The 22,592-nt window shown below is 35.6% G+C and carries 29 protein-coding genes; 22 read left to right on the forward strand and 7 right to left on the reverse strand.

All coding sequences use genetic code 11. The annotated features are described in order from the left end of the window. The 4 genes from dltD to RT41_RS08545 form a co-directional block, all read left to right on the forward strand. On the forward strand, positions 1-1,223 hold a 1,223-nt coding region (dltD, locus tag RT41_RS08530; protein ID WP_180752705.1), incomplete at its 5' end, for a D-alanyl-lipoteichoic acid biosynthesis protein DltD. A 114-nt stretch (positions 1,224-1,337) separates the two neighbouring features. Next, on the forward strand, positions 1,338-2,204 hold the full coding sequence (locus RT41_RS08535; RefSeq protein WP_054639965.1) for an ROK family protein: 867 nt from the start codon (positions 1,338-1,340) through the stop codon (positions 2,202-2,204). A gap of 1 nt (position 2,205) precedes the next feature. Further along, positions 2,206-3,069, forward strand: coding sequence for a fructokinase ScrK (gene scrK, locus RT41_RS08540; protein ID WP_054639964.1), 864 nt, complete (start codon positions 2,206-2,208; stop codon positions 3,067-3,069). A gap of 98 nt (positions 3,070-3,167) precedes the next feature. After that, positions 3,168-3,884: a GntR family transcriptional regulator gene (locus RT41_RS08545; RefSeq protein WP_054639963.1), complete on the forward strand. Its 717-nt coding sequence runs from the start codon at positions 3,168-3,170 to the stop codon at positions 3,882-3,884. A gap of 61 nt (positions 3,885-3,945) precedes the next feature. Here the strand turns inward: RT41_RS08545 and guaA are convergent, their stop codons facing one another. Both guaA and coaA read right to left on the reverse strand, forming a co-directional pair. Further along, a complete protein-coding gene (gene guaA, locus RT41_RS08550) occupies positions 3,946-5,487 on the reverse strand; it encodes a glutamine-hydrolyzing GMP synthase (RefSeq protein ID WP_245811652.1) in 1,542 nt (513 codons plus the stop codon). A gap of 146 nt (positions 5,488-5,633) precedes the next feature. Then, complete coding sequence (coaA, locus tag RT41_RS08555; protein ID WP_096818938.1) at positions 5,634-6,554, reverse strand: type I pantothenate kinase; 921 nt, start codon at positions 6,552-6,554, stop codon at positions 5,634-5,636. A gap of 305 nt (positions 6,555-6,859) precedes the next feature. Between coaA and RT41_RS08560 the strand changes: the two genes are divergently transcribed. From RT41_RS08560 to RT41_RS08615, 12 genes are all read left to right on the forward strand, one after another. Further along, entirely contained in the window at positions 6,860-7,459 is a 600-nt protein-coding gene (locus RT41_RS08560; protein WP_054639961.1) for a class I SAM-dependent methyltransferase, read from the forward strand. Positions 7,460-7,491: 32 nt separating this feature from the next. Then, positions 7,492-8,784, forward strand: a complete 1,293-nt coding sequence (locus RT41_RS08565; RefSeq protein WP_096818940.1) for a pyrimidine-nucleoside phosphorylase — start codon at positions 7,492-7,494, stop codon at positions 8,782-8,784. Beyond that, positions 8,784-8,972, forward strand: a complete 189-nt coding sequence (locus RT41_RS08570) for a hypothetical protein (RefSeq protein WP_054639959.1) — start codon at positions 8,784-8,786, stop codon at positions 8,970-8,972. The genes RT41_RS08565 and RT41_RS08570 overlap by 1 nt, the downstream gene beginning before the upstream one ends. Before the next feature lie 12 nt (positions 8,973-8,984). After that, positions 8,985-9,647 (forward strand): deoxyribose-phosphate aldolase, encoded by a 663-nt coding sequence (gene deoC, locus RT41_RS08575; RefSeq protein WP_054639958.1) that lies wholly within the window; start codon positions 8,985-8,987, stop codon positions 9,645-9,647. Beyond that, entirely contained in the window at positions 9,634-10,029 is a 396-nt protein-coding gene (locus RT41_RS08580) for a cytidine deaminase (RefSeq protein ID WP_096818942.1), read from the forward strand. The genes deoC and RT41_RS08580 overlap by 14 nt, the downstream gene beginning before the upstream one ends. Positions 10,030-10,275: 246 nt before the next feature. Further along, on the forward strand, positions 10,276-11,337 hold the full coding sequence (locus RT41_RS08585; protein ID WP_096818943.1) for a BMP family lipoprotein: 1,062 nt from the start codon (positions 10,276-10,278) through the stop codon (positions 11,335-11,337). Positions 11,338-11,483: 146 nt separating this feature from the next. Then, positions 11,484-12,191 (forward strand): GntR family transcriptional regulator, encoded by a 708-nt coding sequence (locus RT41_RS08590; RefSeq protein WP_096818945.1) that lies wholly within the window; start codon positions 11,484-11,486, stop codon positions 12,189-12,191. 66 nt (positions 12,192-12,257) lie between these two features. Then, entirely contained in the window at positions 12,258-12,944 is a 687-nt protein-coding gene (radC, locus tag RT41_RS08595) for a RadC family protein (RefSeq protein ID WP_054639957.1), read from the forward strand. A 134-nt stretch (positions 12,945-13,078) separates the two neighbouring features. Beyond that, entirely contained in the window at positions 13,079-13,546 is a 468-nt protein-coding gene (locus RT41_RS08600) for an SNARE-associated domain-containing protein (protein WP_096818947.1), read from the forward strand. A gap of 83 nt (positions 13,547-13,629) precedes the next feature. After that, entirely contained in the window at positions 13,630-14,055 is a 426-nt protein-coding gene (locus RT41_RS08605) for a universal stress protein (protein WP_054639956.1), read from the forward strand. A 348-nt stretch (positions 14,056-14,403) separates the two neighbouring features. Beyond that, positions 14,404-14,955 (forward strand): NADPH-dependent FMN reductase, encoded by a 552-nt coding sequence (locus tag RT41_RS08610; RefSeq protein ID WP_054639955.1) that lies wholly within the window; start codon positions 14,404-14,406, stop codon positions 14,953-14,955. Between the two features lie 610 nt (positions 14,956-15,565). Continuing rightward, a complete protein-coding gene (locus RT41_RS08615; RefSeq protein WP_180752706.1) occupies positions 15,566-16,600 on the forward strand; it encodes an FUSC family protein in 1,035 nt (344 codons plus the stop codon). Between the two features lie 289 nt (positions 16,601-16,889). Here the strand turns inward: RT41_RS08615 and RT41_RS08620 are convergent, their stop codons facing one another. The 4 genes from RT41_RS08620 to RT41_RS08635 form a co-directional block, all read right to left on the reverse strand. Then, the gene (locus tag RT41_RS08620; RefSeq protein WP_096818951.1) at positions 16,890-18,014 is read right to left on the reverse strand and encodes a site-specific integrase; all 1,125 of its coding nucleotides are present in this window, start codon (positions 18,012-18,014) and stop codon (positions 16,890-16,892) included. Positions 18,015-18,114: 100 nt separating this feature from the next. Beyond that, a complete protein-coding gene (locus tag RT41_RS08625; protein WP_054639954.1) occupies positions 18,115-18,549 on the reverse strand; it encodes an ImmA/IrrE family metallo-endopeptidase in 435 nt (144 codons plus the stop codon). After that, positions 18,546-19,061: a helix-turn-helix transcriptional regulator gene (locus tag RT41_RS08630; protein ID WP_096818953.1), complete on the reverse strand. Its 516-nt coding sequence runs from the start codon at positions 19,059-19,061 to the stop codon at positions 18,546-18,548. Before RT41_RS08630 ends, RT41_RS08625 begins: the two co-directional genes overlap by 4 nt. 271 nt (positions 19,062-19,332) lie before the next feature. After that, positions 19,333-19,782 carry a hypothetical protein gene (locus tag RT41_RS08635; protein ID WP_096818955.1) on the reverse strand — a complete coding sequence of 150 codons (450 nt, stop codon included), beginning with the start codon at positions 19,780-19,782 and terminating at the stop codon, positions 19,333-19,335. Positions 19,783-19,946: 164 nt separating this feature from the next. On the opposite strand from RT41_RS08635, the gene RT41_RS08640 reads away from it, so the two are divergent. The 5 genes from RT41_RS08640 to RT41_RS08660 all read left to right on the forward strand — a co-directional run bounded on the left by RT41_RS08640 (position 19,947) and on the right by RT41_RS08660 (position 21,805). Beyond that, positions 19,947-20,150 (forward strand): helix-turn-helix transcriptional regulator, encoded by a 204-nt coding sequence (locus RT41_RS08640; RefSeq protein ID WP_096818957.1) that lies wholly within the window; start codon positions 19,947-19,949, stop codon positions 20,148-20,150. 37 nt (positions 20,151-20,187) lie between these two features. Continuing rightward, complete coding sequence (locus RT41_RS08645; protein WP_054639951.1) at positions 20,188-20,898, forward strand: phage antirepressor KilAC domain-containing protein; 711 nt, start codon at positions 20,188-20,190, stop codon at positions 20,896-20,898. A 12-nt stretch (positions 20,899-20,910) separates the two neighbouring features. Beyond that, positions 20,911-21,240, forward strand: coding sequence for a DUF771 domain-containing protein (locus RT41_RS08650; RefSeq protein WP_143467358.1), 330 nt, complete (start codon positions 20,911-20,913; stop codon positions 21,238-21,240). 1 nt (position 21,241) lies between these two features. After that, positions 21,242-21,448: a Thoeris anti-defense Tad2 family protein gene (locus tag RT41_RS08655; RefSeq protein ID WP_096818958.1), complete on the forward strand. Its 207-nt coding sequence runs from the start codon at positions 21,242-21,244 to the stop codon at positions 21,446-21,448. 144 nt (positions 21,449-21,592) lie between these two features. Beyond that, positions 21,593-21,805, forward strand: coding sequence for a hypothetical protein (locus RT41_RS08660; protein WP_180752707.1), 213 nt, complete (start codon positions 21,593-21,595; stop codon positions 21,803-21,805). A 20-nt stretch (positions 21,806-21,825) separates the two neighbouring features. On the opposite strand, the gene RT41_RS08665 is transcribed toward RT41_RS08660, so the two are convergent. Then, a complete protein-coding gene (locus RT41_RS08665; RefSeq protein WP_096818960.1) occupies positions 21,826-22,191 on the reverse strand; it encodes a hypothetical protein in 366 nt (121 codons plus the stop codon). Between the two features lie 114 nt (positions 22,192-22,305). Here RT41_RS08665 and RT41_RS08670 point away from each other — a divergent pair, with 114 nt between their 5' ends. Then, entirely contained in the window at positions 22,306-22,584 is a 279-nt protein-coding gene (locus RT41_RS08670) for a hypothetical protein (RefSeq protein ID WP_096818962.1), read from the forward strand. The last annotated feature ends 8 nt before the right edge of the window (positions 22,585-22,592 follow it).

Raw genomic sequence — 22,592 nt, forward strand, 5'->3', positions numbered from 1 at the left:
TCTTGCTTATCTTTCTGCCTTTTAATGTTGCTCCAAAATATTCAAAGCAGGAGCTGAATGAATTTGCGGCAGACCCATCAAATCGCCTAAATTTTATCGGTTACACGTCGAAAGAACAATCTTTTGCCAACAAAGATTATTTACCAATATTAGGGTCATCTGAATTAGAACACGTCAATCCATTTCATCCAACGAGCTTTTTTATGAGGTATCCAGATAAATATGTCCCCTACCTCATTGGAATGCCAGGGACCTCTTCATTGACACATTACTTTTATTTGAATTCAGTTTCCAACGAATTAAAAAATCGTAAAATTGTGTTCATTATTAGTCCCCAATGGTTTACGCAACGTGGAATTAATGAGTCGGCTTTCGAGCAGTTTATATCAAAAGGGGAAATTTATGCCTGGATGAAATCGGCAAATCCGAATACCATGGAAACTCGGGTGATGGCTCAACGTTTACTTGAGTTTAAAGGTGCTGAAGATGATGCATTGATTGCAAATGGCTTACGAGCACTGGCTGATGGAAAGAAAATTAATCCCCTTTCACATCTGTTAATAGATGCAACTTATCAAATTTGGAAAAAAGAGGATACTTTATTTTCTGGGATAAGTACCATTAGAAATAAAAATATTAACGTATTACCGAAAATGGAAAAAACAAGTCAGTCTTTGCCGAAAATAAAAAACGTGAATACACTTGATAAGATGGCGGTCAATTATGCCGAAAATACTCAAGATAATAACCCATTTGATGTTAACAATCGTGTCTGGCTAACAAATTTAGGACCCCGTTGGAAGAAGTTGAAAGGTTATCAGGACAAAGTGAGTTATTTATCAAGTCCGGAGTTCACTGATTTTCAAGCCTTGCTCAACTTTTTTGCTCAAAATCATGACCAAGTTCAGTTTATCATTCAGCCTGTCAATGATAAGTGGTACCGTTATACGGGCTTATCAATGCCAATGATGAAAGACTTTAGTAAGAAGATCACTTCACAGTTGAGATCACAAGGCTTCAACGAGATTACTGATTTTACCGACCAGTACAATACACCTTACTTTATAGGAGATACAGATCATTTTGGATCGGTGGGCTGGCTTCAAGCAAATTTAGCGATTCAAAAATTTATGAATAGTAAGTCAAATTATGATACTGACTATAAAATAAATAATGAAAAATTTATGTCAAAAGAATGGCAAACAACTACAAAAAAATTTTAAAACACTGATTTTCAGTGTTTTTTATTTATTTGTAAATATAGATTTATTTTATATATAATCGAGCGCTTTCATCATTTTTTTGTTACAATAGATTTAATTAAATAAGGAGACTTTATGACATTATTAACAATTGATATTGGTGGAACATCGATAAAATATGCAATTTATGAAAAAGAATTAGCTGAATTGGGCTCAGTTGATACTCCAGATAATTTAGATTCATTTTATCAAGTCTTGAGCGATATTGTCACGACTTATAAGCAAAAACATCATCTTTCCGGTGTGGCAATTAGTGCACCTGGTGCAGTTAATAAACAATCAGGTGTCATCGAGGGAGCCAGTGCTTTACCTTACATTCATAACTTTAATATTCATAAAGCACTGGAGGAAATATTTGAGCTTCCCGTATCTATTGAAAATGACGCTAATTGTGCGGCCCTTGCCGAGGTTAAATTTGGTGCAGCAAAAGGTTTAAACAATGTTTTGTTTATTGTCTTGGGAACCGGTGTTGGCGGTAGTGTTGTCATGGATGGTAAAGTGCATCACGGAAAACATTTATTCGGGGGTGAGTTTGGTTTCATGCTAATGGATAACGAACATAGTTTTTCACAGTTAGGAACCACGGTAAGAATGGCAGAGCGTTATAACCAAAGAACAAATCAACAGCTGGATGCGATTGAAATCTTTGAGTTAGCATTTGCAGGGGATGAAATTGCCAAAGAAGAAATGGAGGTTTTTACCTATAACGTTGCTAAAGGAATTTTTAATTTACAGTACTCATTCGATCCAGAATTGATCATTTTAGGTGGGGGAGTTTCTCAAGCGGATTGGTTGATTCCCGAATTGGAAAAGCAACTTAGAAAAATCATGGACAAGATCAGAATTGCACCATTTATGCCCGAATTAGCAATCTGTCATTATCGTAACAATGCCAATCTTATCGGTGCTGCTGCAGATTTTATACAAACAAAGGAAAAATGAGATGAAGAAATTAGGAAGTATTGAAGCTGGGGGGACAAAATTTGTTCTCGCAGTAGGGGATGAAAAGTATAATATATTGAAATCTATACAGATTCCAACAACCAGTCCTGAAGAAACCATTAAAAAAACCATTGCTTTTTTTAAGGAAAATCAAGTGGAGGCGATTGGGATTGGTTCGTTTGGTCCAATTGATATCAATCATAAGAGCCCAACCTATGGCTCTATTACAACAACACCCAAAAAGGGGTGGGCTCATTTTGATCTTCTTGGACAATTAAAAAAAGAACTTCATGTACCGATGAGTTTCACGACAGATGTCAATGCGAGTGCCTATGGGGAAATGATTCTTACGGGAGAAAAAAGTTTAGTCTATTTCACAATTGGTACTGGTATTGGTGGTGGGGCAGTTCAAGAGGGTCAATTTATCGGAGGATTTTCACATACTGAAATGGGTCATCAATTTGTCAAACGACACCCGAAAGATGTAGATTTCGTTGGTATCTGTCCATTTCATAAGGATTGCCTTGAAGGACTTGCTTCTGGACCGTCAATCGAGGCACGTACAGGGATTCGAGGAGAAAATTTACCTGAAAGTCACCCTGTTTGGGAAATTCAAGCCTATTACATTGCTCAAGCTGCTGTAAATACCACATTAAATTTTGCTCCTGAGAAAATTGTTTTTGGTGGTGGCGTAATGGCCAAGCCGGGTATGTTAGAATTAGTCAAATCCGAATTTGAAAAATTATTGAATGGGTATGTTGATCTACCAGGTCAAGTTAATGACTATTTGGTGCTTCCTGTAGCAAACAATAATGGTTCTGCAACAATTGGGGACTTTGCAAGTGCATTATCTAAATTAAAGTAATATAGACTAATATTTGAGAAAATAAAGTAATAAATAGGAAATTATTTATTTTCATGTTATCATAGTACTTATCTTAATTATTTTAGGAGGGTCTAACATTGAATAAATATTTGAAAATTAGAAATGATGTCCGAAAAAAAATTATTTCTGGTTACTATTCATCTGGTCAATTATTACCGGGCGAAGCTGAATTCTGTGCGATCTATAAAGCTTCTAAAATGACAGTTAAGCATGCTATGGACGGGCTTGTTGAAGAAGGACTTATTGTCAAACGTCGTGGTAGTGGTACATTTGTAAAGGAATTGAACCACAGCGAAATGGAAAATTTACAATCCGTCAACCAATTTCAGGGAACGACGGATTCGTTTCCAAACGATGAAGTCAGCTCTGTAATTCTTACCTTTGAAGTGATAACAGCCTCAGAGGAATTGATTGAACATTTAAAGATTTCAAAATTTGCCCAAGTATATCATGTAAAAAGACTAAGAAATGTAGATGGTCATCCCTATGTCATTGAAAATACATTCATGCCTGCAGCCATTGTTGAGGATTTAACCTTGAAAATATGTCAGGGTTCGATTTATAAATATATAGAAGAAGAACTGAAATTGTCAATTGGGAGTTCACATCGTAAAATGCAAGCGCGGAAAGCAAGCCAAGCAGAGTCCGATATTCTGGAAATTCCGGCAGGTGATCCCATTATATATAGTAGCCAAATTGGATTCTTAACAGATGGGCGACCATTTGAATATTCAGAAACCATTCATCGAGCTGATCTGTTTTCGTTTGAGACAGTCTTAATGAAGAAAAAATAAAATCACTTAAATGTGATTTTTTTATAAAATAACCACCGCCTCAAGGCGATGGTTATTTTTATTATTGCCACTCAACTGTTGCTGGTGGTTTACTCGTTATATCGTAGACGATGCGGTTGACATGATCTACTTCATTGACGATGCGGACTGAAATTTTTTGCAGAATATCCCATGGAAGCCGAGCAAAATCAGCTGTCATGCCATCAATTGAAGTGATGGCACGAATGGCAATGGTATAGTCATATGTACGTCCATCACCCATGACACCAACAGAACGAACATCTGTGTTAACTGTGAAGTATTGCCAAACGTCACGATCGAGACCAGCTTTGGCTATTTCTTCACGTAAAATAGCGTCAGATTCACGAACGGTTTCAAGCTTTTCTTCAGTCAAATCACCTAAAACGCGAATTGCAAGACCAGGGCCAGGGAAAGGTTGGCGCCAAACAATTTCGTCAGGCATGCCCAATTGGGTTCCCAAAGCACGAACTTCATCTTTAAATAGCGTATTCAAAGGTTCAATCAACTTGAATTGCATATCCTCAGGTAATCCACCCACATTATGGTGTGATTTAATCGTTTGAGCTGTATCTGTACCAGACTCAATAACGTCGGTATACAACGTCCCTTGGGCCAAGAATTCTATCCCATTTAATTTTGTAGCTTCGTCATCAAAAACATAAACGAATTCATTTCCAATAATTTTTCGTTTTGTTTCAGGATCAGAAAGGCCTTCAAGTTTGTCCATGAAACGTTTTTGGGCATCAACTTTGATAATGTTGAGACCAAACTTACCACCTAAAGTTTCCATCACTTGATCAGCTTCACCTTTCCGTAAGAAGCCATGGTCTACGAAAATAGAAGTCAATTGGTCACCAATTGCTTTTTGTAAAAGAACTCCAACGACTGATGAATCAACCCCACCTGATAGTCCAAGAAGAACCTTTTTGTCACCCACTTTTGCACGAATGGATGCAACTTGCATTTCAATGAAGTTTTCCATTGACCAGTCACCTTTAGCACCACAGATGTTTAAAGCAAAATTGCGCAAAAGGTCGTTTCCGTAAATTGAATGACGGACTTCTGGGTGGAATTGAATCCCATAAAAACGGCGGGCTTTGTCTTCAACAGCAGCATAAGGGCTATTAGGGCTTGTCGCAACAACTTCAAAACCTTCTGGGATGGCTGTTACTTTATCACCATGACTCATCAAGACTTGTTGAGGGCTTGGTGTTCCAGCAAAAAGTTTCGATTCAGTTTGCAATTCTATCATTGCTTTACCATATTCACGATCTTCAGCTGCTTCAACGTTTCCGCCTAGTTTGTAACTCATGAGTTGCATACCATAACAAATTCCAAGAATTGGAACACCAATTTCAAAGATTTCAGGGTCAATATTAAACGAACCTTCATCATAAACGGAATTAGGACCACCAGAAAGAATGATTCCAACGGGTGCAATTTCACGAACTTCAGCTGCAGTGATCTTGTGCGATTTGAGTTCAGAGAAGACGCCAATTTCACGAATGCGTCGTGAAATGAGTTGATTATACTGTGAACCATAATCAAGAACGATAATGGTTTCTAGTTTGTGATCGAGCAAGGGGACCTCCATAAAAAGATGCAAAAGTGTCTTAGATTTTTAAATTAAAAAACAAGCACAATTAAAATGCCAGCACTTTTGTTCAATAAATTAACTTCTCTTATTTTACCATAAAACGAGAAAAAGCACTAGTTTGGACTAGCGCATTAAAATTTCTTAAGGTATATTTTATCAATATGATGATTATCCGTTTTATGTAGAATAATCTCCGCTCTGGTTTTGGTAGGCTCAATGTATTGATGAAGATTGACTTGATTGACCTCTGCCCAAGTCTTTCTAGCGATACCCATCACTTCGTTTTTGGGCATTTTTGTGAATTGATGATAAAAATTACTTGGATCTTGTTGTGCCAAATTAAGCAAACTGTCGAATCTTTCTAAGAACCATTGTTCAATCAATTTTTCATCGGCGTCTACATAAATTGAAAAGTCATAGAAGTCACTGAAATAAAGCATTTGACTTTCTGGGCTTTGAAGAACATTGATTCCTTCGACGATTAAAATATCAGGGTTGACGATTTGTTGCATTTGATTTGGCACAATATCATATACTTCGTGGGAGTAAATTGGAATTTCACAATCTTCGCCATTTTTGATTTGATAGAGGAAATTTAACAAGCGCTCCATATCATAGCTCTCTGGAAAACCTTTACGATCAAGTAAATTTTGATCCGATAGGACTTGATTTGGGTATAAAAAGCCGTCCGTTGTGACAAGCTCAACCGTTAATTTTTTGAAAGCTCTTGACAGAAGGAGTTGTACTAAACGAGCTGTTGTAGACTTACCAACGGCAACAGAACCTGAGATGCCAATAATTAATGGTGGCGTTTTCACAATTTTTTGTAAAAAAAGACCTTTAGAAAAGCTCATGTCTTCTAAGTTTTTCTTGTAAAGACGGAGCAAGTGTACGAGTGGAAGATAAACATCCTGAACATCTTGCAATGAGATTTCATCATTGAGCGACCTAATGCTTTCCAGTTCTTCACTTGTAAGTGGCGCAATTGATGATTTGTATAAATTTTGCCATTTTTCTCGGCTTATTTCGTCATAGTTGGTATATGGATTCATGGAACTATTTTAGCATAATTAAATAAATTTTTCAGACATCAAAGAAGATAACTTATCTTTGTAATAGCTTGTAACTAAACGCTTACAACATTGCAACTTTTTGTAGTAATATTGCAGAAGTCTGATATGATTATTTATATAATATTAATTATTAATGAAATAATAAAAAAAAACTTGATTAACTGGAAATATAAATGGATTTTTCAAGAAAATAGGATGATTATATGTATGATTTTTCAATATTTTGTTTAATTTATGAAAAATTTTTCTCCCAATTTTAAAGCGTTTTATGTTAAAATTAATTAATGGTAAATACAAATATGTACTATGAAGATAATCGTGATTTAAGACACGATTTGAAGCAAATAAAAGTCGCGTTACTAGGCATTAATATGACTTTTCAATCAGATGCGGGTGTTTTTAGTAAATCGGCAATTGATTTTGGGTCAAAAGTCCTTCTAGAAAATTTCGTACCAGAGCAAGCCAAAAGCTTGCTGGATGTCGGTTGTGGTTATGGCACACTCGGATTAACTTTAGCAAAAAAATATGACATGAAAGTAACACTTGTGGATGTCAATTCGCGGGCCCTTGATTTATCAAAAACAAACGCACAAGCCAATGGGATCAGCACCGATGACATCTATCTCTCTAATTGTTATGAAAATGTCCATGAAAAATTTGATGCAATCATCAGCAACCCCCCGATTCGCGCAGGAAAGGAAGTCGTTCACAAAATTTTATCTGGTGCAATTGACCATCTGAATAAGGAGGGACATTTAACAGTTGTAATTCAGAAAAAACAAGGTGCACCAAGCGCAGCAAAGAAAATGCAAGAAGTTTTCGGTAACTGCCAGATAATAAAAAAAGACAAGGGCTACTATGTTTTGCGCTCATACAAACAATAAATTAAGAAGTTATTAGAATTAAAGGAGAGAATATGACCTATCGAATGGTTGACCTCATTCAGAAAAAACGTGATGGTGGAGCGTTTTCGAAAGCAGAAATCGAGTGGATTATTGAAAATTATGTGACTGGATTTGTTCCAGATTACCAAATGTCTGCTTGGGCTATGGCTATTTATTTCAAAGGCATGACGACAGAAGAAACGGCTTACTTAACAATGGCAATGGTTGCCTCAGGTAAACAAATTGATTTGAGTGCAATCCCTGGTATCAAAGTTGATAAACATTCAACTGGTGGTGTTGGAGATAAAGTAACTTTGATTTTAGCACCTTTGGTTGCCTCCTTCGGTGTCCCAGTGGCTAAAATGTCGGGACGAGGGTTAGGTCACACGGGAGGAACACTTGATAAACTTGAATCGATCCCAGGCTTTAACATTGAAAAATCAGAAGATGCTTTTATTGAACAAGTGAAAACAGCAGGACTCGCTGTTATTGGCCAATCGGACGATCTTGTCAAAGCTGACAAATTACTTTATGCGCTCCGTGATGTGACAGCTACCGTAGATATCATTCCACTTATTGCAAGTTCAGTCATGTCTAAAAAGATTGCTGCTGGATCAAATGCTATTTTGCTTGATGTGACGGTTGGTGATGGTGCATTTATGAAATCTGTTGAAGATGCACGTATTTTGGCTCGAACAATGGTCGATTTAGGAAAGTCTGTCGGTCGTGAAACAGTAGCCGTCATCACAAATATGAGTCAACCTCTTGGCATGGCTATTGGTAATCGAAATGAAATTACAGAGGCTGTAAACACTTTAAATGGCAAGGGGTCCAAAGAATTTAGAACCTTTATTGCTGAATTAGCTCAGCTCATGCTTTCATTGGCTGGGGAATCTAAGAGCATCGAGGAAATCATTTCTCATTTAGATGACGGTTCTGCTTACGCGAAATTTGTGGCAATGGTCAAAGCTCAAGAAGGCGACCCTACAGCATTTGATCACTTGACTGCTGAGCTTAATGTTAAATATAAAGTTGAAATTCATGCCGAAAAAGCTGGCTACATCGCAGCTGAAAAAGCTCTAGGTGTTGGCGTTTTAGCCATGAAACTAGGAGCTGGTCGCGCAACAAAAACAGATACGATTGATTTTGAGGCAGGCGTAACACTTGCCAAAAAAGTAGGCGATTTTGTTGAAAAAGGTGATTTAATTGCTACTTTATACAGTAATAAACCAATTACTGCTGAACTCATAGCAGAATTTAACGCAGCAATTGAAATATCGAACGACAAAATCCATCAAAAAGAAATTATCGAGATTGTACGTTAATGAAACAAGCACCTGATCCACTACCGAAAAATATTAAAATAATACAGACGGTATTGGCCTTATTAGTTGGCGGTTTTTCAATGTTTTTATGGCATGGAGGAATCGCTGGCTTTTTCGCCTTTATTATTACCTATTCTCTCATTTATGTGGGAATTGCCGTCATTTACATCAAAAGTCAAACAAAATAGAAGGAAAAAACTATGAAACTCAATACTTATATCGATCACACCATCCTCAAAGCTGACGCTACAAAAGCAAAAGTTCAACAAATTATTGATGAAGCTAAAGCCTATGATTTTGCTTCGGTTTGCATTAATCCAACGTGGGTAAGTTTTGCAGCAGAAGAACTAAAAGGTCACGTGACAAATGTTTGTACCGTTATTGGTTTCCCTCTTGGGGCAAATACAAGTGCAGTTAAAGCCTTTGAAGCAGCCGACGCAATCAAAAATGGAGCTGACGAAATTGATATGGTAATCAATATTGGTGCTGCTAAAGATGGAAATTGGGATTTGGTCGAATCAGATATTGCAGCGGTTAACTCAGTCAAAAGCGGTCATGTACTCAAAGTCATTATCGAAACATCATTGTTGACAGATGACGAAAAAGTTCAAGCAAGTCTTGCTGCAAAACGTGCAGGGGCCGATTTTGTTAAGACATCAACAGGATTTTCTACTGGTGGGGCAACGCCTGCCGATGTTAAACTCATGCGTGAAACCGTTGGAACTGACATGGGTGTAAAAGCATCTGGAGGAATTCATTCTGCTGAAGAAGCTCAAGCAGTCATCGCAGCAGGTGCAAATCGTCTGGGTGTGTCAGCAAGTATTGCGATCATGGAAGGCGAAGTGTCAAATGACAATTACTAATCATGAACTTTTTGAAAGTGCCAGGACTGCTTCAAAAAATGCTTATGTCCCTTATTCTCATTTTCCAGTCGGTGCGTCATTACTGACGGAAGACGGGACTCTATTTACGGGCTGTAACATCGAAAATGCTTCATTTCCCTTAACCAATTGTGGTGAAAGAACCGCAATCTTTAAAGCTATATCTGAAGGACATCAGCATTTTTCTGCGCTGGCTGTATATGGCGAAACGGAAGATCCAATTTCACCTTGTGGAGCATGTCGACAGGTATTGGTCGAATTTTGTCAACCAGATATGCCGGTTTATTTAGTCTCAAAATCAATGGACGTGAAAACGACAACCGTTGGTGAACTTTTACCATATTCATTTAAAAATTTGTCTTAAGATGTTCCGAAATGAAACGGATACATCACAATATTAATTTTATTTGATACATATAATTAATATTGTACGGAATATAACCATAACATTACAGAATAAATATGATAAATCAGTTAAAACCGAACAATTGAAAAATTGTTCGGTTTTATTTACTAATATGACTTGAAAAAAAACTCAATATAGCTTAAAATAGTCTTAAGCTAAAAGTTTAGCCAATTTAAAAAATAAATTTTGGAGGAAACCGTTTCCATGAATAAACGTGTTTTTGCTGTAGGTGCAGTTGCACTCGCTTCAGTCGCAGTCCTTGCTGGATGTCGCTCAAATGGTTCTAACGGATCTACAACAGGTAAAGCTAAGACAGATCTTAAAGTTGCCATCATCACTGATACAGGTGGAATTAACGACCGTTCATTCAACCAATCAGCTTGGGAAGGTTTGGAAGCATGGGGTAAAGAAAACAACCTCTCAAAAGGGAATGGTTTCAACTACTACCAATCTAATTCAGCTTCTGATTACACAACTAACTTCAACTCAGCTGAAGCAGCTGGATACAAACTTCAAGTTGGTATCGGTTTCAGTTTGGAACAAGCTACCGAAGAGGCAGCTAAAAATAATCCAAAAACAGAGTATTTGATTATTGACTCAGCTCCAACAGCTCCAATTAAGAATCTTGCATCAGCACTCTTTGCTGATAATGAAGGTGCTTACCTCGCTGGTGTGGCTGCTGCTAAAGCATCTAAAACTGGCAAAATTGGATTCATCGGTGGAATGCAATCTGATGTTATTACACGTTTCCAAGTTGGATATGAAGCTGGTGCTAAATCAGTAAATCCAAATATTAAAGTTGACGTTCAATATGCTCAAAGCTTTACAGATGCTGCCAAAGGTAAAACAATTGCCCACGCAATGTACGGTGCTGGCGAAGATGTTGTTTACCAATGTGCTGGTGGTGTAGGTGTTGGTGCTTTCAATGAAGCGAAGGCTCAAAATGAAGGTAGAACTGAAGCGAATAAAGTATGGTTGATTGGTGTCGACCAAGACCAAAAATACCTCGGTGGCTACACTTCAAAAGATGGTAAAAAATCAAACTTTGTTCTTGTATCAACAATCAAAGAAGTTGGTAAAGTTGTACGCGATATGGCAGATAAAGCCAAAGACAACAAATTCCCTGGTGGAACAACAACGACTTACGACCTCAAAAATGGTGGTGTAAACCTTGGACTTGATAATGTAACTCCTGAAATTAAAACAGCTGTAGATGCAGCTAAAGCAGACATTATCTCAGGAAAAATCACTGTTCCTTCAAAATAATGAGATAAAGTAAAAAAGTACTTTCGAAGTACTTTTTTTATCTAAAAAACATTTTTCTGTAATATTTTAAAAAAGTATAAATTTTTAAAAAACTATGTTATAATGACCTAGACAAGTTGTAAATCTGTATAGTAAGAGGTAAATTTATGGCAAGAAGAGAAGTGCCGAATTATGTACGAATTCACGATGCTTTAAAAGATGAAGTGGAAAAAGGGGTTTGGAAAATCGGGGAACGTTTACCCTCAGAACGTGATTTAGCAGAGCGTTTTGAAGTAAGCCGAATGACTGCACGTCAAGCCGTAACTTCCCTTGTAGATGAAGGAATCTTGGAAAGACGTGTGGGGTCAGGGACTTATGTTGCAAGCCGCCGTGTCCGTGAAAAAATGAGAGGAACGACTTCATTCACCGATATTATCAGTTCTCAAGGGAAAGTTCCATCTTCTGAAGTACTCAGTTACACTAAAACAGCACCAAATGATGTGGAATGTGAAAAATTAAACATCACAAAAAAAGATATGATTATACGAATGGAACGGATACGCTATGCGGATAACATTCCAATCTGTTTTGAAGTCGCCTCAGTCCCATTTGATTTGGTCAAACTCTTTGACAAGAAAAGTATTACAAGCAATTTTTTTAAAACCTTACGTGAAAATGGATATGAAATTTCACATAGCGAGCAAATTGTTTCTGCTAAAAAAGCAAGTACAGAAATTTCTGATTATCTTAAAACAAGAGTTGGATCAGCAATCTTAGGAGTGACGCAAACTTCATATCTTGCTGACGGAAGAGCCTTTGAGTATGTCCTTTCGCAATATGTTGGAGAACGATTTGAATTTTACCTTGAACGTTAAAATAGGACTTATCCTATTTTTTTGTTACATATTAATCCAATTTACGTATTAAAAAGTGGAGGAATAATGTACGCAATTAAAAAAATGAATCAGTCCCTATTGCCACGCGAACGACTGCTTGAATTTGGTGCCAACAAGTTATCCAACCAAGAGTTGCTCGCTATTCTTTTGCGCACAGGCATTAAAGAGCAGACTGCACTAGATGTGGCAACAACAGCCTTAAAGCAAATCGGTAACCTTGAAAAATGGAGAGAAGCCAGCCTCAATGAATGGAAAGAGATTAATGGGATTGGGGAAGTTAAAGCTCTAGAAATAATGGCAATGATTGAACTTGGGAAAAGAATCTATTTAGCCAATCAAGGAAGAAAAGGACAAATTCTGAGCTCAGCTGATTTTGGGAATCAATTGGCTAATGAAATGAAGAATTTAAAACAAGAACACTTGATGGCGGTCTATTTGGATGCTCAAAATAAAATTATTGAGAAGCGAACGATATTTAAGGGGACGATCGACCATTCGATCGCAAACCCTCGAGAAATCATTCATTTTGCCATCAAAAATTTGGCCGTTGGGATGATAGTAGTTCATAATCATCCATCAGGGAACTGTCAACCCAGTAGGCAAGACAGGCTTTTTACACTAAAAATGCAAGATGCTTGCGGTATTGTCGGTCTAAAATTTTTGGATCATTTTGTTATAGGAGATCTAAATTACTTTAGTTTTCGAGAGGAAGGACTCTTGCAAAGCTCTTGACTCAATTTTATAAATAATATTTGATGTAAAATTTAAACATTTCTCATGTTAATCTATGCACAAATATGTTATGATAGTAAGTAGGTTGCAGCTACGTATCGTGGGTCAATCAGTAAAAGAAGTGAGGTAATTAGATGGTTGATAGAATGCTCGATTGGGTTGCCAATTTACCCTTATGGCAAGCAACACTATTTCTTTTTGGAGTTGTTTTCTTCAGAGCACAAGCCACATTTTGGATTGGTAAAATGATGCATCGAGGGTTTATCTCGACGAAATGGGGGAAGAAAAATGCAGCCGACCCTACAGCAATTCTTGCATTAGAGAAATTTGGATGGCCAGTAATTCCGCTCAGTTTTTTAACCGTTGGCTTACAATCTGTTGTTCAAATTGGGGCTGGTTTACTTGATTGGAACTGGTTCAAATATACAGTGGCTGCTATTCCAGGCTATTTAGCATGGGGATTTATTTATGCTTTCGGAGGCTTAGCGCTCTTTCATTCAATTGTAAATGGTTCAATAGGACTTCTGTTTATGGCCATTATTCTCATTGTTATATTTTGGTTTGGTGGTTATTATTTCCTCAAACGCCTTAAGGCTGAATAAATCTTTTTGTGCCAAAAGAATTACTAAATATCTTGATTATATGAAGTTGATATATTATAATATAATTAAAGGAGGCGCTTACAATGAAAGAAGTATACAATAAAATTTTAGTGGCAGTAGATGGTTCTAAACAATCTGAAAATGCTGTACAAGAAGCAGTTGCAATTGCTAAAAGAAATCAAACCTCGCTTTTTGTACTCCATGTTAAAGATGAAACTCAACTAAGTGGTACACCTTACGCAATGCCCCTTAATCTAGAAGTTTTGGAAAACAATGCACAGCAGATTTTAGATAACGTCAAGAAAATTATTAATGGCGAGGTGCCATACGAAATTTATGATTACACTGGTTTACCCAAAAAACAAATCGTTGAATTCGCTGAAGAATTTGGAATTGATTTGATTGTCATTGGGTCAAACGGTAAAAATTTGCTTGACCGTATTTTGCTTGGTTCAACGAGTACATATGTTGTCAGTCATGCACCATGTAATGTCATGGTTGTAAAATAGGAATCGTTAATTTGTATGCTATGAGGAGTTCGAGGTTTTCTTGAGCTCTTTATTTGAATAACATGAAAGAAGGAGTAATGATGTCAGCTGAATTTGTTGTTTATTTTGGATTATTTTTTTATCTTGTCATTTTTTCTTTTATGGTCGCTGTCGTTATTTTGTTATATAAGATTTACAAAGCCATCAAGGAAAAGTAAAATTGCTGCTCTAAGTGCAGCTTTTTTTGTTTTCAAAATGATCAAAAAAGGCTGAAAAAGCTAAAGTTTACATTTGTAAACAATATCTTTTATAATTTAAAAATAAACTGTTATAGTTAAATAGTAAATAAAATATTAGTGAGGTACAAAAATGTTAAAAATTGGGATTATTTTAGGAAGTGTTCGCGAAGGACGCAATGGATTGGCAGTTGCACAATGGACGACTCAAAAAGCAAAAGAGTTTACACAAGGGCAAGATGTAGAATTTGAAATGGTTGATTTGCTTGATTATCATCTTCCTTTCTTAGGGACAAAAGCAACAGCAGAACAAGGAGAAGCGATTAAGAATTGGTCTGAAAAAATGGCATCGTTTGACGGTTATATTTTTGTGGTAGCCGAATATAATCATGGCGTATCAGGAACTTTTAAAAATGCCCTTGATTTCTTGAACCCAGAAGTAAAAGATAAAGCACTTGCATTTGTTGGTTACGGTGGCCTCGGAGCTGCACGTTCAATTGAAAGTTTACGCATGATTGCAGGACAACTTGCAATGGCTACAACACAAACAAATGTTAATATGTCACTTATGACTGATTTTGAGAATATGTCAATCTTTAAACCAGCTTCATATCACGATGGTGAATTGAAAACACTATTGGGTCAACTCATCAATTGGTCAACAGCTCTTAAAACAATTCGTTAAAGAGATAAAAAAAGCGCCTGTCAAATTTGACAAGCGTTTTTTGTGCCATGTTTATTAATGATCCACGTCCTTTATTTTTGATAGTATTAAACAAACACCTGGCATTTACCCGCTTGTTTTCTGAGTGCGTTGCCATTGTCATATCTTGTGTTCCATGCTTGTCAATTGAATATTCAAAGTTGATTCACGAAATAAAAGTGGTTCCCTAGTTCACGACAATGCTTGGTTAATTTTCTTAAGTTTTGAGCAAATGTAATCTCATTGCAGGGCATCAAATCATGGATCCAACGGTCATCAGTTGCTTTTGTGGTTTGCTCTAGGTTCGCATCGGATATGCACAAATGCTGGGAGGTAATGCAATCAAGAAATGAAAAACCTAGATAAAGGATTCAAGATGGACAATAATGAAATTCAGTAAAAGGTGTTTCTAAGGGCAATTATGTTAAAATAGTTTAAGATATAAAAAGACCTGTCAAATTATTTTTTATTTTGGCAGGCATTCGATATGAAATTTTTAAAGAGAGATTTAAAAATGTTAAAATTCGCCACGGGAGCGTTTTTTTTGTTCTATAATAAAGAGGAGAATTTTGACAAGTTAATGGAGGAATATTTGATTAAAGATTTTTTTAAAACAAAGCAAGTTAATGATTCAATTTTACGACCATTAGGAGCAGGGCTTTCGGTTTTATACCCACTCATTGTGGGGGTGCTTGTTCACAATATGTATGTTGCTCAGATTGGCATCCTTGGCGCTTTTAGTTATTTGGCATTTCAAAGAAGAAGTATTGTATATAATATTAAAGCAACAAGCATTCATAGTGTTTGTCTAATTGTGGGTTTTCTACTTGGTTCATTTGTTGCTCATTTTATGTTTCTCTTACCCTTTGCAATTTCTATTATCTCTTTTCTTGGGTTTATGGTGATTAAAATCTTCAAGATTCCGAAACCAGGACATTTTTTTGTGGTCATGTTATTTGCGACTGCAACAAGCATTCATCTATCTTTAAGTCAAGTTCCGTCCGTTATTCTCTATTTGGGGGTAGGTACACTTTCTGGTTTACTTAATGCCGTATTAATCTCGTTCATCGAAAAACTTCCTTGGAAAAGTGAAATAAATAATGATAATAAACTGAGTCTAAAGGATAAGTATTATGTTCTGCTCTATGAGCAACCCAAAATATTGCTTGATGGGATAACTTTTACTTTTGTTCTTTTCGTTGCAGGTTATATCGCTTACCTGCTTAGAAATGATTTTGGTTACTGGGTACTTATTAGTAGTGCTGCAGTTTTAAGTGGAGAAGAACTAAAAATTATTAAAACACGATATCATGGCCGTATTGTCGGGAGCATCGTTGGACTCCTTATAGGAGCGGGGCTGACATTGCTTAACCTATCTATTGTCGAAATCGTACTTGTGTTGATGCTCCTTAATATTTTGGTGGAATATTTTATGCCTAGAAATTATGCACTTGCCAATTTTTTTACCAACCCTTTAGTTATCTTGATGAGTTTATTGACTCATGTGGCCAGTCCAACTTTTCTAATTTTAAGCCGACTGAATGGGATTGTTTTGGGAAGTATTGTCGCCGCTCTATTAATAAAATTTATGTCATATGCATTGAGAATTAATAATCGTGATTATTGAAGTTCAAACCTGCTTTTAAATTGATGCTCTAATTAAATTTTTATTTATTTTCGTCATTTTCAAGCGTATCGTGAATAGAGCAAGGACACACCTTCAGGTGTGTTTTTTATTTCCTTAATTTGTTTGATGTAAATTTGTAAAATAAAAATGGCCCTGTATAGCCATTTAATACCTATTAATCTTTTTCGTGTTCTTGAGTTCCATTCATGAAGAACTACAAGAAGTACATTTTATCACTTGTATAATAGCATTCAATGAAAAGGTTGTTGCAAAATTGTTGTAAGCAATTTTATAACTCATTTAAAATTTCTTTAATTTTGTTATTATCTCTATTTTCAAGTTCTTTAATTATATGAATATAAGTTTGTTGAGTAATTGCAACACTAGCATGACCGAGCCTTTTTGATACAGTCATAATGTCTATGCCTTTATATAACAATACAGATGCATGCGTGTGCCTTAATCCATGAATTGTTAATGGTGTAGATATGTCCAATTTTTTCAAAGCTATATTCAAAGTATCTTGGACGGAAGTAAGTGATACTATACCTTTTTGTGGGTGGTAACATATGAAGTCATGTGGAGGGGTTACGGATTCATCTTTAAACAATTCTTTTTGCTGAACATGGAACTCTTGTAAAATCTTACAGGTTTCATTATTGATTATTATATCTCTAACACCAGCCTCTGTCTTTGGTTTCTTAAAGCCACCAGCCTTTACTCTGTAATTCCAAGTTTGGTAAAAGTGTATCACTTGATTGTCAAAATCAATATCTTCCCACTGCAATCCATAAACCTCACTGGCACGCATACCAGTTATTGAGATAATATAAAGAATTGTAGGTGATGCAAAATGTGGGTCAAGTTTATCTTTAAAGTAGTTTACTAATTTTTGATAATCTTCATAATCTACAAACTTATCTTTTTCGGCTTTTTCGTTTCCGTTGCCTTTTACGACAGCACGCTTAGTGAAGTCTTTTTGTATTTTCCCTTCATCTAAAAGATGTTGAATGCTTGCCCTTATTCTAGTATTGAACCCTTTTGTTGTTAACTTTGCATGATTTTCAGCATACTTATTCAGTGCTCTTTGATACATTGATTGAGTTATTTCTGAAACTAAAACTCCCGGGAAGTATTCTTCAATACTTTTGTGAGTTTGTAAATAATTTTCGTATGTTATGTCGTTCACATCGCCCTTTTTATAAGTGGAGGCCCAATCCATAAAATAATCAGCAAATTCTTGTTTTAAAGGGTCTACAGAAAATCCTTTTTTAATTTTGCTTTCAATTTCCATCGCCTCGGCTTGAGCTTCACTTTTAGTAGTGAATCCCCCCTTTGTAAGTCTTTGAAGACCTAGTTTACTTCTAGAAATAGAATACTGCCAATACTTACCTCTCTTTTGATATGTAGCCATAATTTACCTCATTCTCAATTTTTATCATAAAATGGGTGTTGTTCAGTACTACTGAACTTACCTGTCAAGCCACCTGCCTGTCTAAAGTTGGGTGGCTTTTTTATGCTGTTTCATAATACCCACAATAGCCATTTATTACTTTTTCACATAAATTAAAAAGAGTGTTGTTGAATTCGTAGGCTTTCATGAAACGTTCAATTTTCAATTCATATATTTCGGGTTCAAAGTCCCAGTGAGAAATCCATTCTTTAAAGCGATACTCAATCATATAATAATCAGCTTCTGCCTCTTGCTTGCTGCTATACATTTTAGAGTGTATTGTATAGTGGATATGACCACGATTGCAATGGCCCAATTCATGCAAGATAACATTCTCCTGCTCGGTTCTGCTCAAATCATCGCGGATATAAATAATATCGTACTCAGGCAGATAAAGGCCTTTTACATCTCCATAAAGTTCTAAATCGTTATCGTCTGTACTAAAGAAGTAGATGGTTGCTCCAAGATCATGAGATAACTCCCTTAGTTTGCTCATATCTCTCCTTTTTCAATTTTATCTTTTAATGTATTACGTAGTAAACGTTTAAAGAACTCCTTATCATTATCGTTTAATTCTCCACCACCATAGGCGCTGGCTTTGCTGATTTGTTCGAGCAAGTACTCATCAGAAAGGCGGTAGTCATCAAGAACTGACACTTTGCTTTCTTCAACCTGTTCATTTAGTTGCTCAGTTGTAAAATTAAATACTTTTTCTTGGCGAGGTTGATTAAGCTGTTTCATTGTTGAAACAGTTTTTTCTATTAAAGGAGAATTTTCTTCAGCAGTATTATTTTCTTCAACAAGTTCTGCCTTAGAAATGTTGAAATATCTTGCCATAATTTCAATTTTATCAATCCTTGGATATGTACGAGCTTTGAGCCATGCTGTAACTGTAAAGTAACTTGATCCGGTTATTTCAGCAAGTTGATATCTATCTAAGCCAAAGCGTTTCATATATTTTTCAATATTTTTAGCCATGACTTCTTTGTTTCCAAGTGAACCCGACATGATTTTACCTCTTTCTATATTTCCTGTTTTCCTATATTTTATATTAAAACTACAATTAAATCAATATAAAAAACAATAAATTGTATTTTTTGCTTGACATTGTATTTAAAATACAATATAATAAAGACATGCTTAAGAAAGCAGCAGAGAACAAACACAGCATTTGACCGAGTAATTCGTAACGTTTCGGACTTGTGCAGGGTGTGGGTACGTTGCGTAAACCCCGTGACAAGTATCTGAAAAATAAAAAGCCCCTTGAGGGGGAGATAAGTTAATCTCTTTTACAAAGATAAAACGAGATGATGATACCCATTACTAGTTTAGCCATCATTGGCACATCACTAGAATATAAAACATATTGGATAAAACCACCGCTAATATTTTGTATAAGAAATTTTTTTGAAGAGAAAGGTGCAATTAGATCATGAGTAATCTTATAAATATCCTCCCTGAATTCTTTAAGAGTTTTATTCAATTCGTTATCATTGTTGAAATTCTTTTCCACACGAGAGAATTCATTTTTAGAATCAAGTGGTACTTTATTAAAAAAATGGGGATTTTCTCTGAGACTAAAATTAGAAAACGTATATCTAGACTCCAGGAAGAAATCGATATGCTTACCAAAGCTCTTAGTATAAAGTCCCTCAAAAAATGAATTTGGATTCTCTTGACTCTTTTCTACATTTTCTAAAAAATATCTTGCCGTCACTATGTTTAACAAGTTTATAACTCTCCATTCTATATTTTAGTTTGAACACCTTATTATAGCACGGAGTTATGATAAGTAGCCTTTAATTTTAGGTTACAAGGAAGAATGGTTCTCGGGTTCGATTCCCGAACTTCCTTTACTGCGTTGCAGAAATTTAACAAAAAGAAAGGATAGGCATGTCTGAAAACTTTACCTTAACACTTAGAGCATTGAGAGTTAATAAAAAAATGACTCAGAAACAAACTGCATCCGAGTTAGGTATTAATCTAAATACCTGGCAAAATTGGGAAACTGCTAAAACATTTCCTAGTGTTCCTGACATTGAAAAAATAGAAGAATATTTTCATGTTTGTTATGAAAATATTAATTTTTACCCTTAATTGTATTTTAAATACAACGATTAGAGAAAGGAGAAAAATGAACGAATTAATTAAAATTACATCAAACAACAATGATGAACAAGTTGTAAGTGCAAGAGACCTACATAAGTTTCTAGAAGTTAAAGAACGTTATTCAACGTGGTTTGACCGCATGGTCAAATATGGATTTATTGAAAACAGTGACTATATAGGGTGTAAAGTTTTTAACACCCTAGCAAAGCAAGAACTCCAGGATCATATCATAAAACTTGATATGGCAAAAGAAATATCAATGATTCAAAGAAATGATAAGGGAAAAGAGGCACGACAGTATTTCATTCAAGTTGAACGCTTTTGGAACTCTCCAGAAATGGTTACAAAACGAGCACTTGAATATCAGCAAAAGAAAATCAAACAACTTGAATCAAAAAATGCTGAGATGGCACCAAAAGCATTATTTGCTGATAGCGTTGCAGCAAGCCATACATCAATATTAGTTGGTGACCTTGCAAAGCTAATCAAGCAAAACGGTTACGATATTGGACAAAATCGCTTGTTTGTGTGGTTGCGAGAAAATGGCTGGCTAATTAGTCGCAAAGGGGAACTTTATAATAGCCCAACTCAAAAAGGAATGAATAAAGAATTCTTTGAGATTAAAGAACGTGTTTTCAATAATCCTGATGGCACTGTTCATATTAAAAAGACTACCAAGGTTACAGGAAAAGGTCAAATTTACTTCGTTAATAAATTTTTACAAAATACAAATTAGAAAGGACTAATAATGGAAATTGAACAACTTGAGCTAATATTCACACCAAAACAAATTGAAGCAATTGAGTTGATGGCTAAAGCGATTGTATCACAGCAAGAAACAAGAATTGAAGAATTCAATGGTTGGGTTGGCATGGAAGAATTTGAGAAACAGAGCAACCGCTCTTCAACTAAAATTTCAGAAATTCTATGCAAGCCATCCATTAGGAAAAGAGCTGACTTCGAAAATGGTGGTTGGGTATATTACCCAAAAGGAAAAGGCGACCGTTGGTCTTTCAAGTATAAGCCAATGATGGAATTTATTAACCTAAGATTTTACCACGAGATGAAAGGAAAATAGAATGAATATTATTGAAGCAACAAAAAAAGCAGTAGATGAAAATAAAGCCATCTACCGCAAATCACTTCCACATATTAAATTTGTCCCGACAAACTCAAAAAATGCTGCATTTATCGCGTTTTCAGACGACAATGATAGATCAGCAGGAAGAATGTGGAATCCAATGGCAAAAGACATATTGTCTAATGATTGGGAAGTTCTTAATTAAGTCCAAGATACTTAGTTATCATGGAAGAAGCAATGGTTCCCAATATTGATAAAGAAACACTGCCGACTTCAGATGCTACGGCCACAAAAATGCAGCTTAAAAAGCTAGAACTATTTTAAGGAGAGAGAAATGAATGATAAAAAAATGTTAGAAGCACTAACAGACACACGGCACCAAGTTACCGCACTAGTTAACAAAATCGTAGAAGAAGCACTTGATATTTATCCAACCTATGGAGAAGCGAAGGACGCTATTAGACGAGCTAGATTTGAACTTTCAGGTTCTGTAGGTAGCTTCATAATGGAAGAAGCGATTGAAAAAATCAATAGGATTGCATTAGAAAAACCCACTAAATAATAGAGGGTTAATAAATAAGTTTAATTAGATTTAATTACTCTAAACATATCATCAACTAGCTCATGCTGTTCTTTGTAATGTTCAAATTTACTTGATAGCCAACTTGTATTTCGGTCATCATTGCTTATTATTGATTTTATTTCGTGAAATAGGTTGTCCCAATAAGTAAGTAATGATGATATGTCAGAATTAGCAAACTCATATCGTATTGAAATAAAAAGAGCTAGGTTGCTTTTTAAAGTAAAAATTTCACTGCAGCGGAACTCAATCATTGCTATTTCAGAGTTATCTTTATTAGTTAACTCATGGAACAATATGTTAGTTTTTTCAAATAAATCAATTTCAAAATTCAGGAATTCACTATTAAAGTATTTATCATCGTCCATAATAATCCTCCTTTCTATAATCACGGCTATTGGTAGTAGCCTACAGACATTATAGCATTGAAGACAATCGAAATATTATTAAATTTTAACTACAAATTAGAAAGAAGAATCAAAATGAAAAAATTTATCACTACTCGCACATTTGAAGATGAACAAAAATTGTCAGACTATGACAACTTGGTAAAAGATTACCATTTTATGCAAAGTGAACTTGATAAGGTGGCAGAAAATCGTGACGAGTGGATTCAGTACTCTGAAAAACAAAACGACATGATTAACGACTTGGAAAATGAGCTTACTGCGAAAGATGAACTCATTGAAGTACTGCGTCAAGAACTATTGATCAGGCGCCAAAATGACGTTACACGTACAAAAATGGCGGTATTAAATTGAACGCAAAA

Source organism: Lactococcus fujiensis JCM 16395, from assembly GCF_002441655.1.
In the GTDB taxonomy this organism is placed as follows: Bacteria; Bacillota; Bacilli; order Lactobacillales; family Streptococcaceae; genus Lactococcus; species Lactococcus fujiensis.

What these genes read in the sequence shown, in the direction of transcription:
- coaA (WP_096818938.1), bottom strand. Translation starts at nt 6,554, where the DNA reads ATGAATCCATATACCAACTATGACGAAATAAGCCGAGAAAAATGGCAA.
- RT41_RS08670 (WP_096818962.1), top strand. Translation starts at nt 22,306, where the DNA reads ATGAAAAAATTTATCACTACTCGCACATTTGAAGATGAACAAAAATTG.
- RT41_RS08620 (WP_096818951.1), bottom strand. Translation starts at nt 18,014, where the DNA reads ATGGCTACATATCAAAAGAGAGGTAAGTATTGGCAGTATTCTATTTCT.
- RT41_RS08600 (WP_096818947.1), top strand. Translation starts at nt 13,079, where the DNA reads ATGGTTGATAGAATGCTCGATTGGGTTGCCAATTTACCCTTATGGCAA.
- RT41_RS08605 (WP_054639956.1), top strand. Translation starts at nt 13,630, where the DNA reads ATGAAAGAAGTATACAATAAAATTTTAGTGGCAGTAGATGGTTCTAAA.
- RT41_RS08665 (WP_096818960.1), bottom strand. Translation starts at nt 22,191, where the DNA reads ATGGACGATGATAAATACTTTAATAGTGAATTCCTGAATTTTGAAATT.
- deoC (WP_054639958.1), top strand. Translation starts at nt 8,985, where the DNA reads ATGAAACTCAATACTTATATCGATCACACCATCCTCAAAGCTGACGCT.
- RT41_RS08610 (WP_054639955.1), top strand. Translation starts at nt 14,404, where the DNA reads ATGTTAAAAATTGGGATTATTTTAGGAAGTGTTCGCGAAGGACGCAAT.
- radC (WP_054639957.1), top strand. Translation starts at nt 12,258, where the DNA reads ATGTACGCAATTAAAAAAATGAATCAGTCCCTATTGCCACGCGAACGA.
- RT41_RS08655 (WP_096818958.1), top strand. Translation starts at nt 21,242, where the DNA reads ATGAATATTATTGAAGCAACAAAAAAAGCAGTAGATGAAAATAAAGCC.
- RT41_RS08565 (WP_096818940.1), top strand. Translation starts at nt 7,492, where the DNA reads ATGACCTATCGAATGGTTGACCTCATTCAGAAAAAACGTGATGGTGGA.
- RT41_RS08650 (WP_143467358.1), top strand. Translation starts at nt 20,911, where the DNA reads ATGGAAATTGAACAACTTGAGCTAATATTCACACCAAAACAAATTGAA.
- RT41_RS08625 (WP_054639954.1), bottom strand. Translation starts at nt 18,549, where the DNA reads ATGAGCAAACTAAGGGAGTTATCTCATGATCTTGGAGCAACCATCTAC.
- RT41_RS08560 (WP_054639961.1), top strand. Translation starts at nt 6,860, where the DNA reads ATGGTAAATACAAATATGTACTATGAAGATAATCGTGATTTAAGACAC.
- RT41_RS08535 (WP_054639965.1), top strand. Translation starts at nt 1,338, where the DNA reads ATGACATTATTAACAATTGATATTGGTGGAACATCGATAAAATATGCA.
- RT41_RS08660 (WP_180752707.1), top strand. Translation starts at nt 21,593, where the DNA reads ATGTTAGAAGCACTAACAGACACACGGCACCAAGTTACCGCACTAGTT.
- RT41_RS08590 (WP_096818945.1), top strand. Translation starts at nt 11,484, where the DNA reads ATGGCAAGAAGAGAAGTGCCGAATTATGTACGAATTCACGATGCTTTA.
- RT41_RS08580 (WP_096818942.1), top strand. Translation starts at nt 9,634, where the DNA reads ATGACAATTACTAATCATGAACTTTTTGAAAGTGCCAGGACTGCTTCA.
- RT41_RS08645 (WP_054639951.1), top strand. Translation starts at nt 20,188, where the DNA reads ATGAACGAATTAATTAAAATTACATCAAACAACAATGATGAACAAGTT.
- scrK (WP_054639964.1), top strand. Translation starts at nt 2,206, where the DNA reads ATGAAGAAATTAGGAAGTATTGAAGCTGGGGGGACAAAATTTGTTCTC.
- RT41_RS08570 (WP_054639959.1), top strand. Translation starts at nt 8,784, where the DNA reads ATGAAACAAGCACCTGATCCACTACCGAAAAATATTAAAATAATACAG.
- RT41_RS08640 (WP_096818957.1), top strand. Translation starts at nt 19,947, where the DNA reads ATGTCTGAAAACTTTACCTTAACACTTAGAGCATTGAGAGTTAATAAA.
- RT41_RS08630 (WP_096818953.1), bottom strand. Translation starts at nt 19,061, where the DNA reads ATGTCGGGTTCACTTGGAAACAAAGAAGTCATGGCTAAAAATATTGAA.
- RT41_RS08585 (WP_096818943.1), top strand. Translation starts at nt 10,276, where the DNA reads ATGAATAAACGTGTTTTTGCTGTAGGTGCAGTTGCACTCGCTTCAGTC.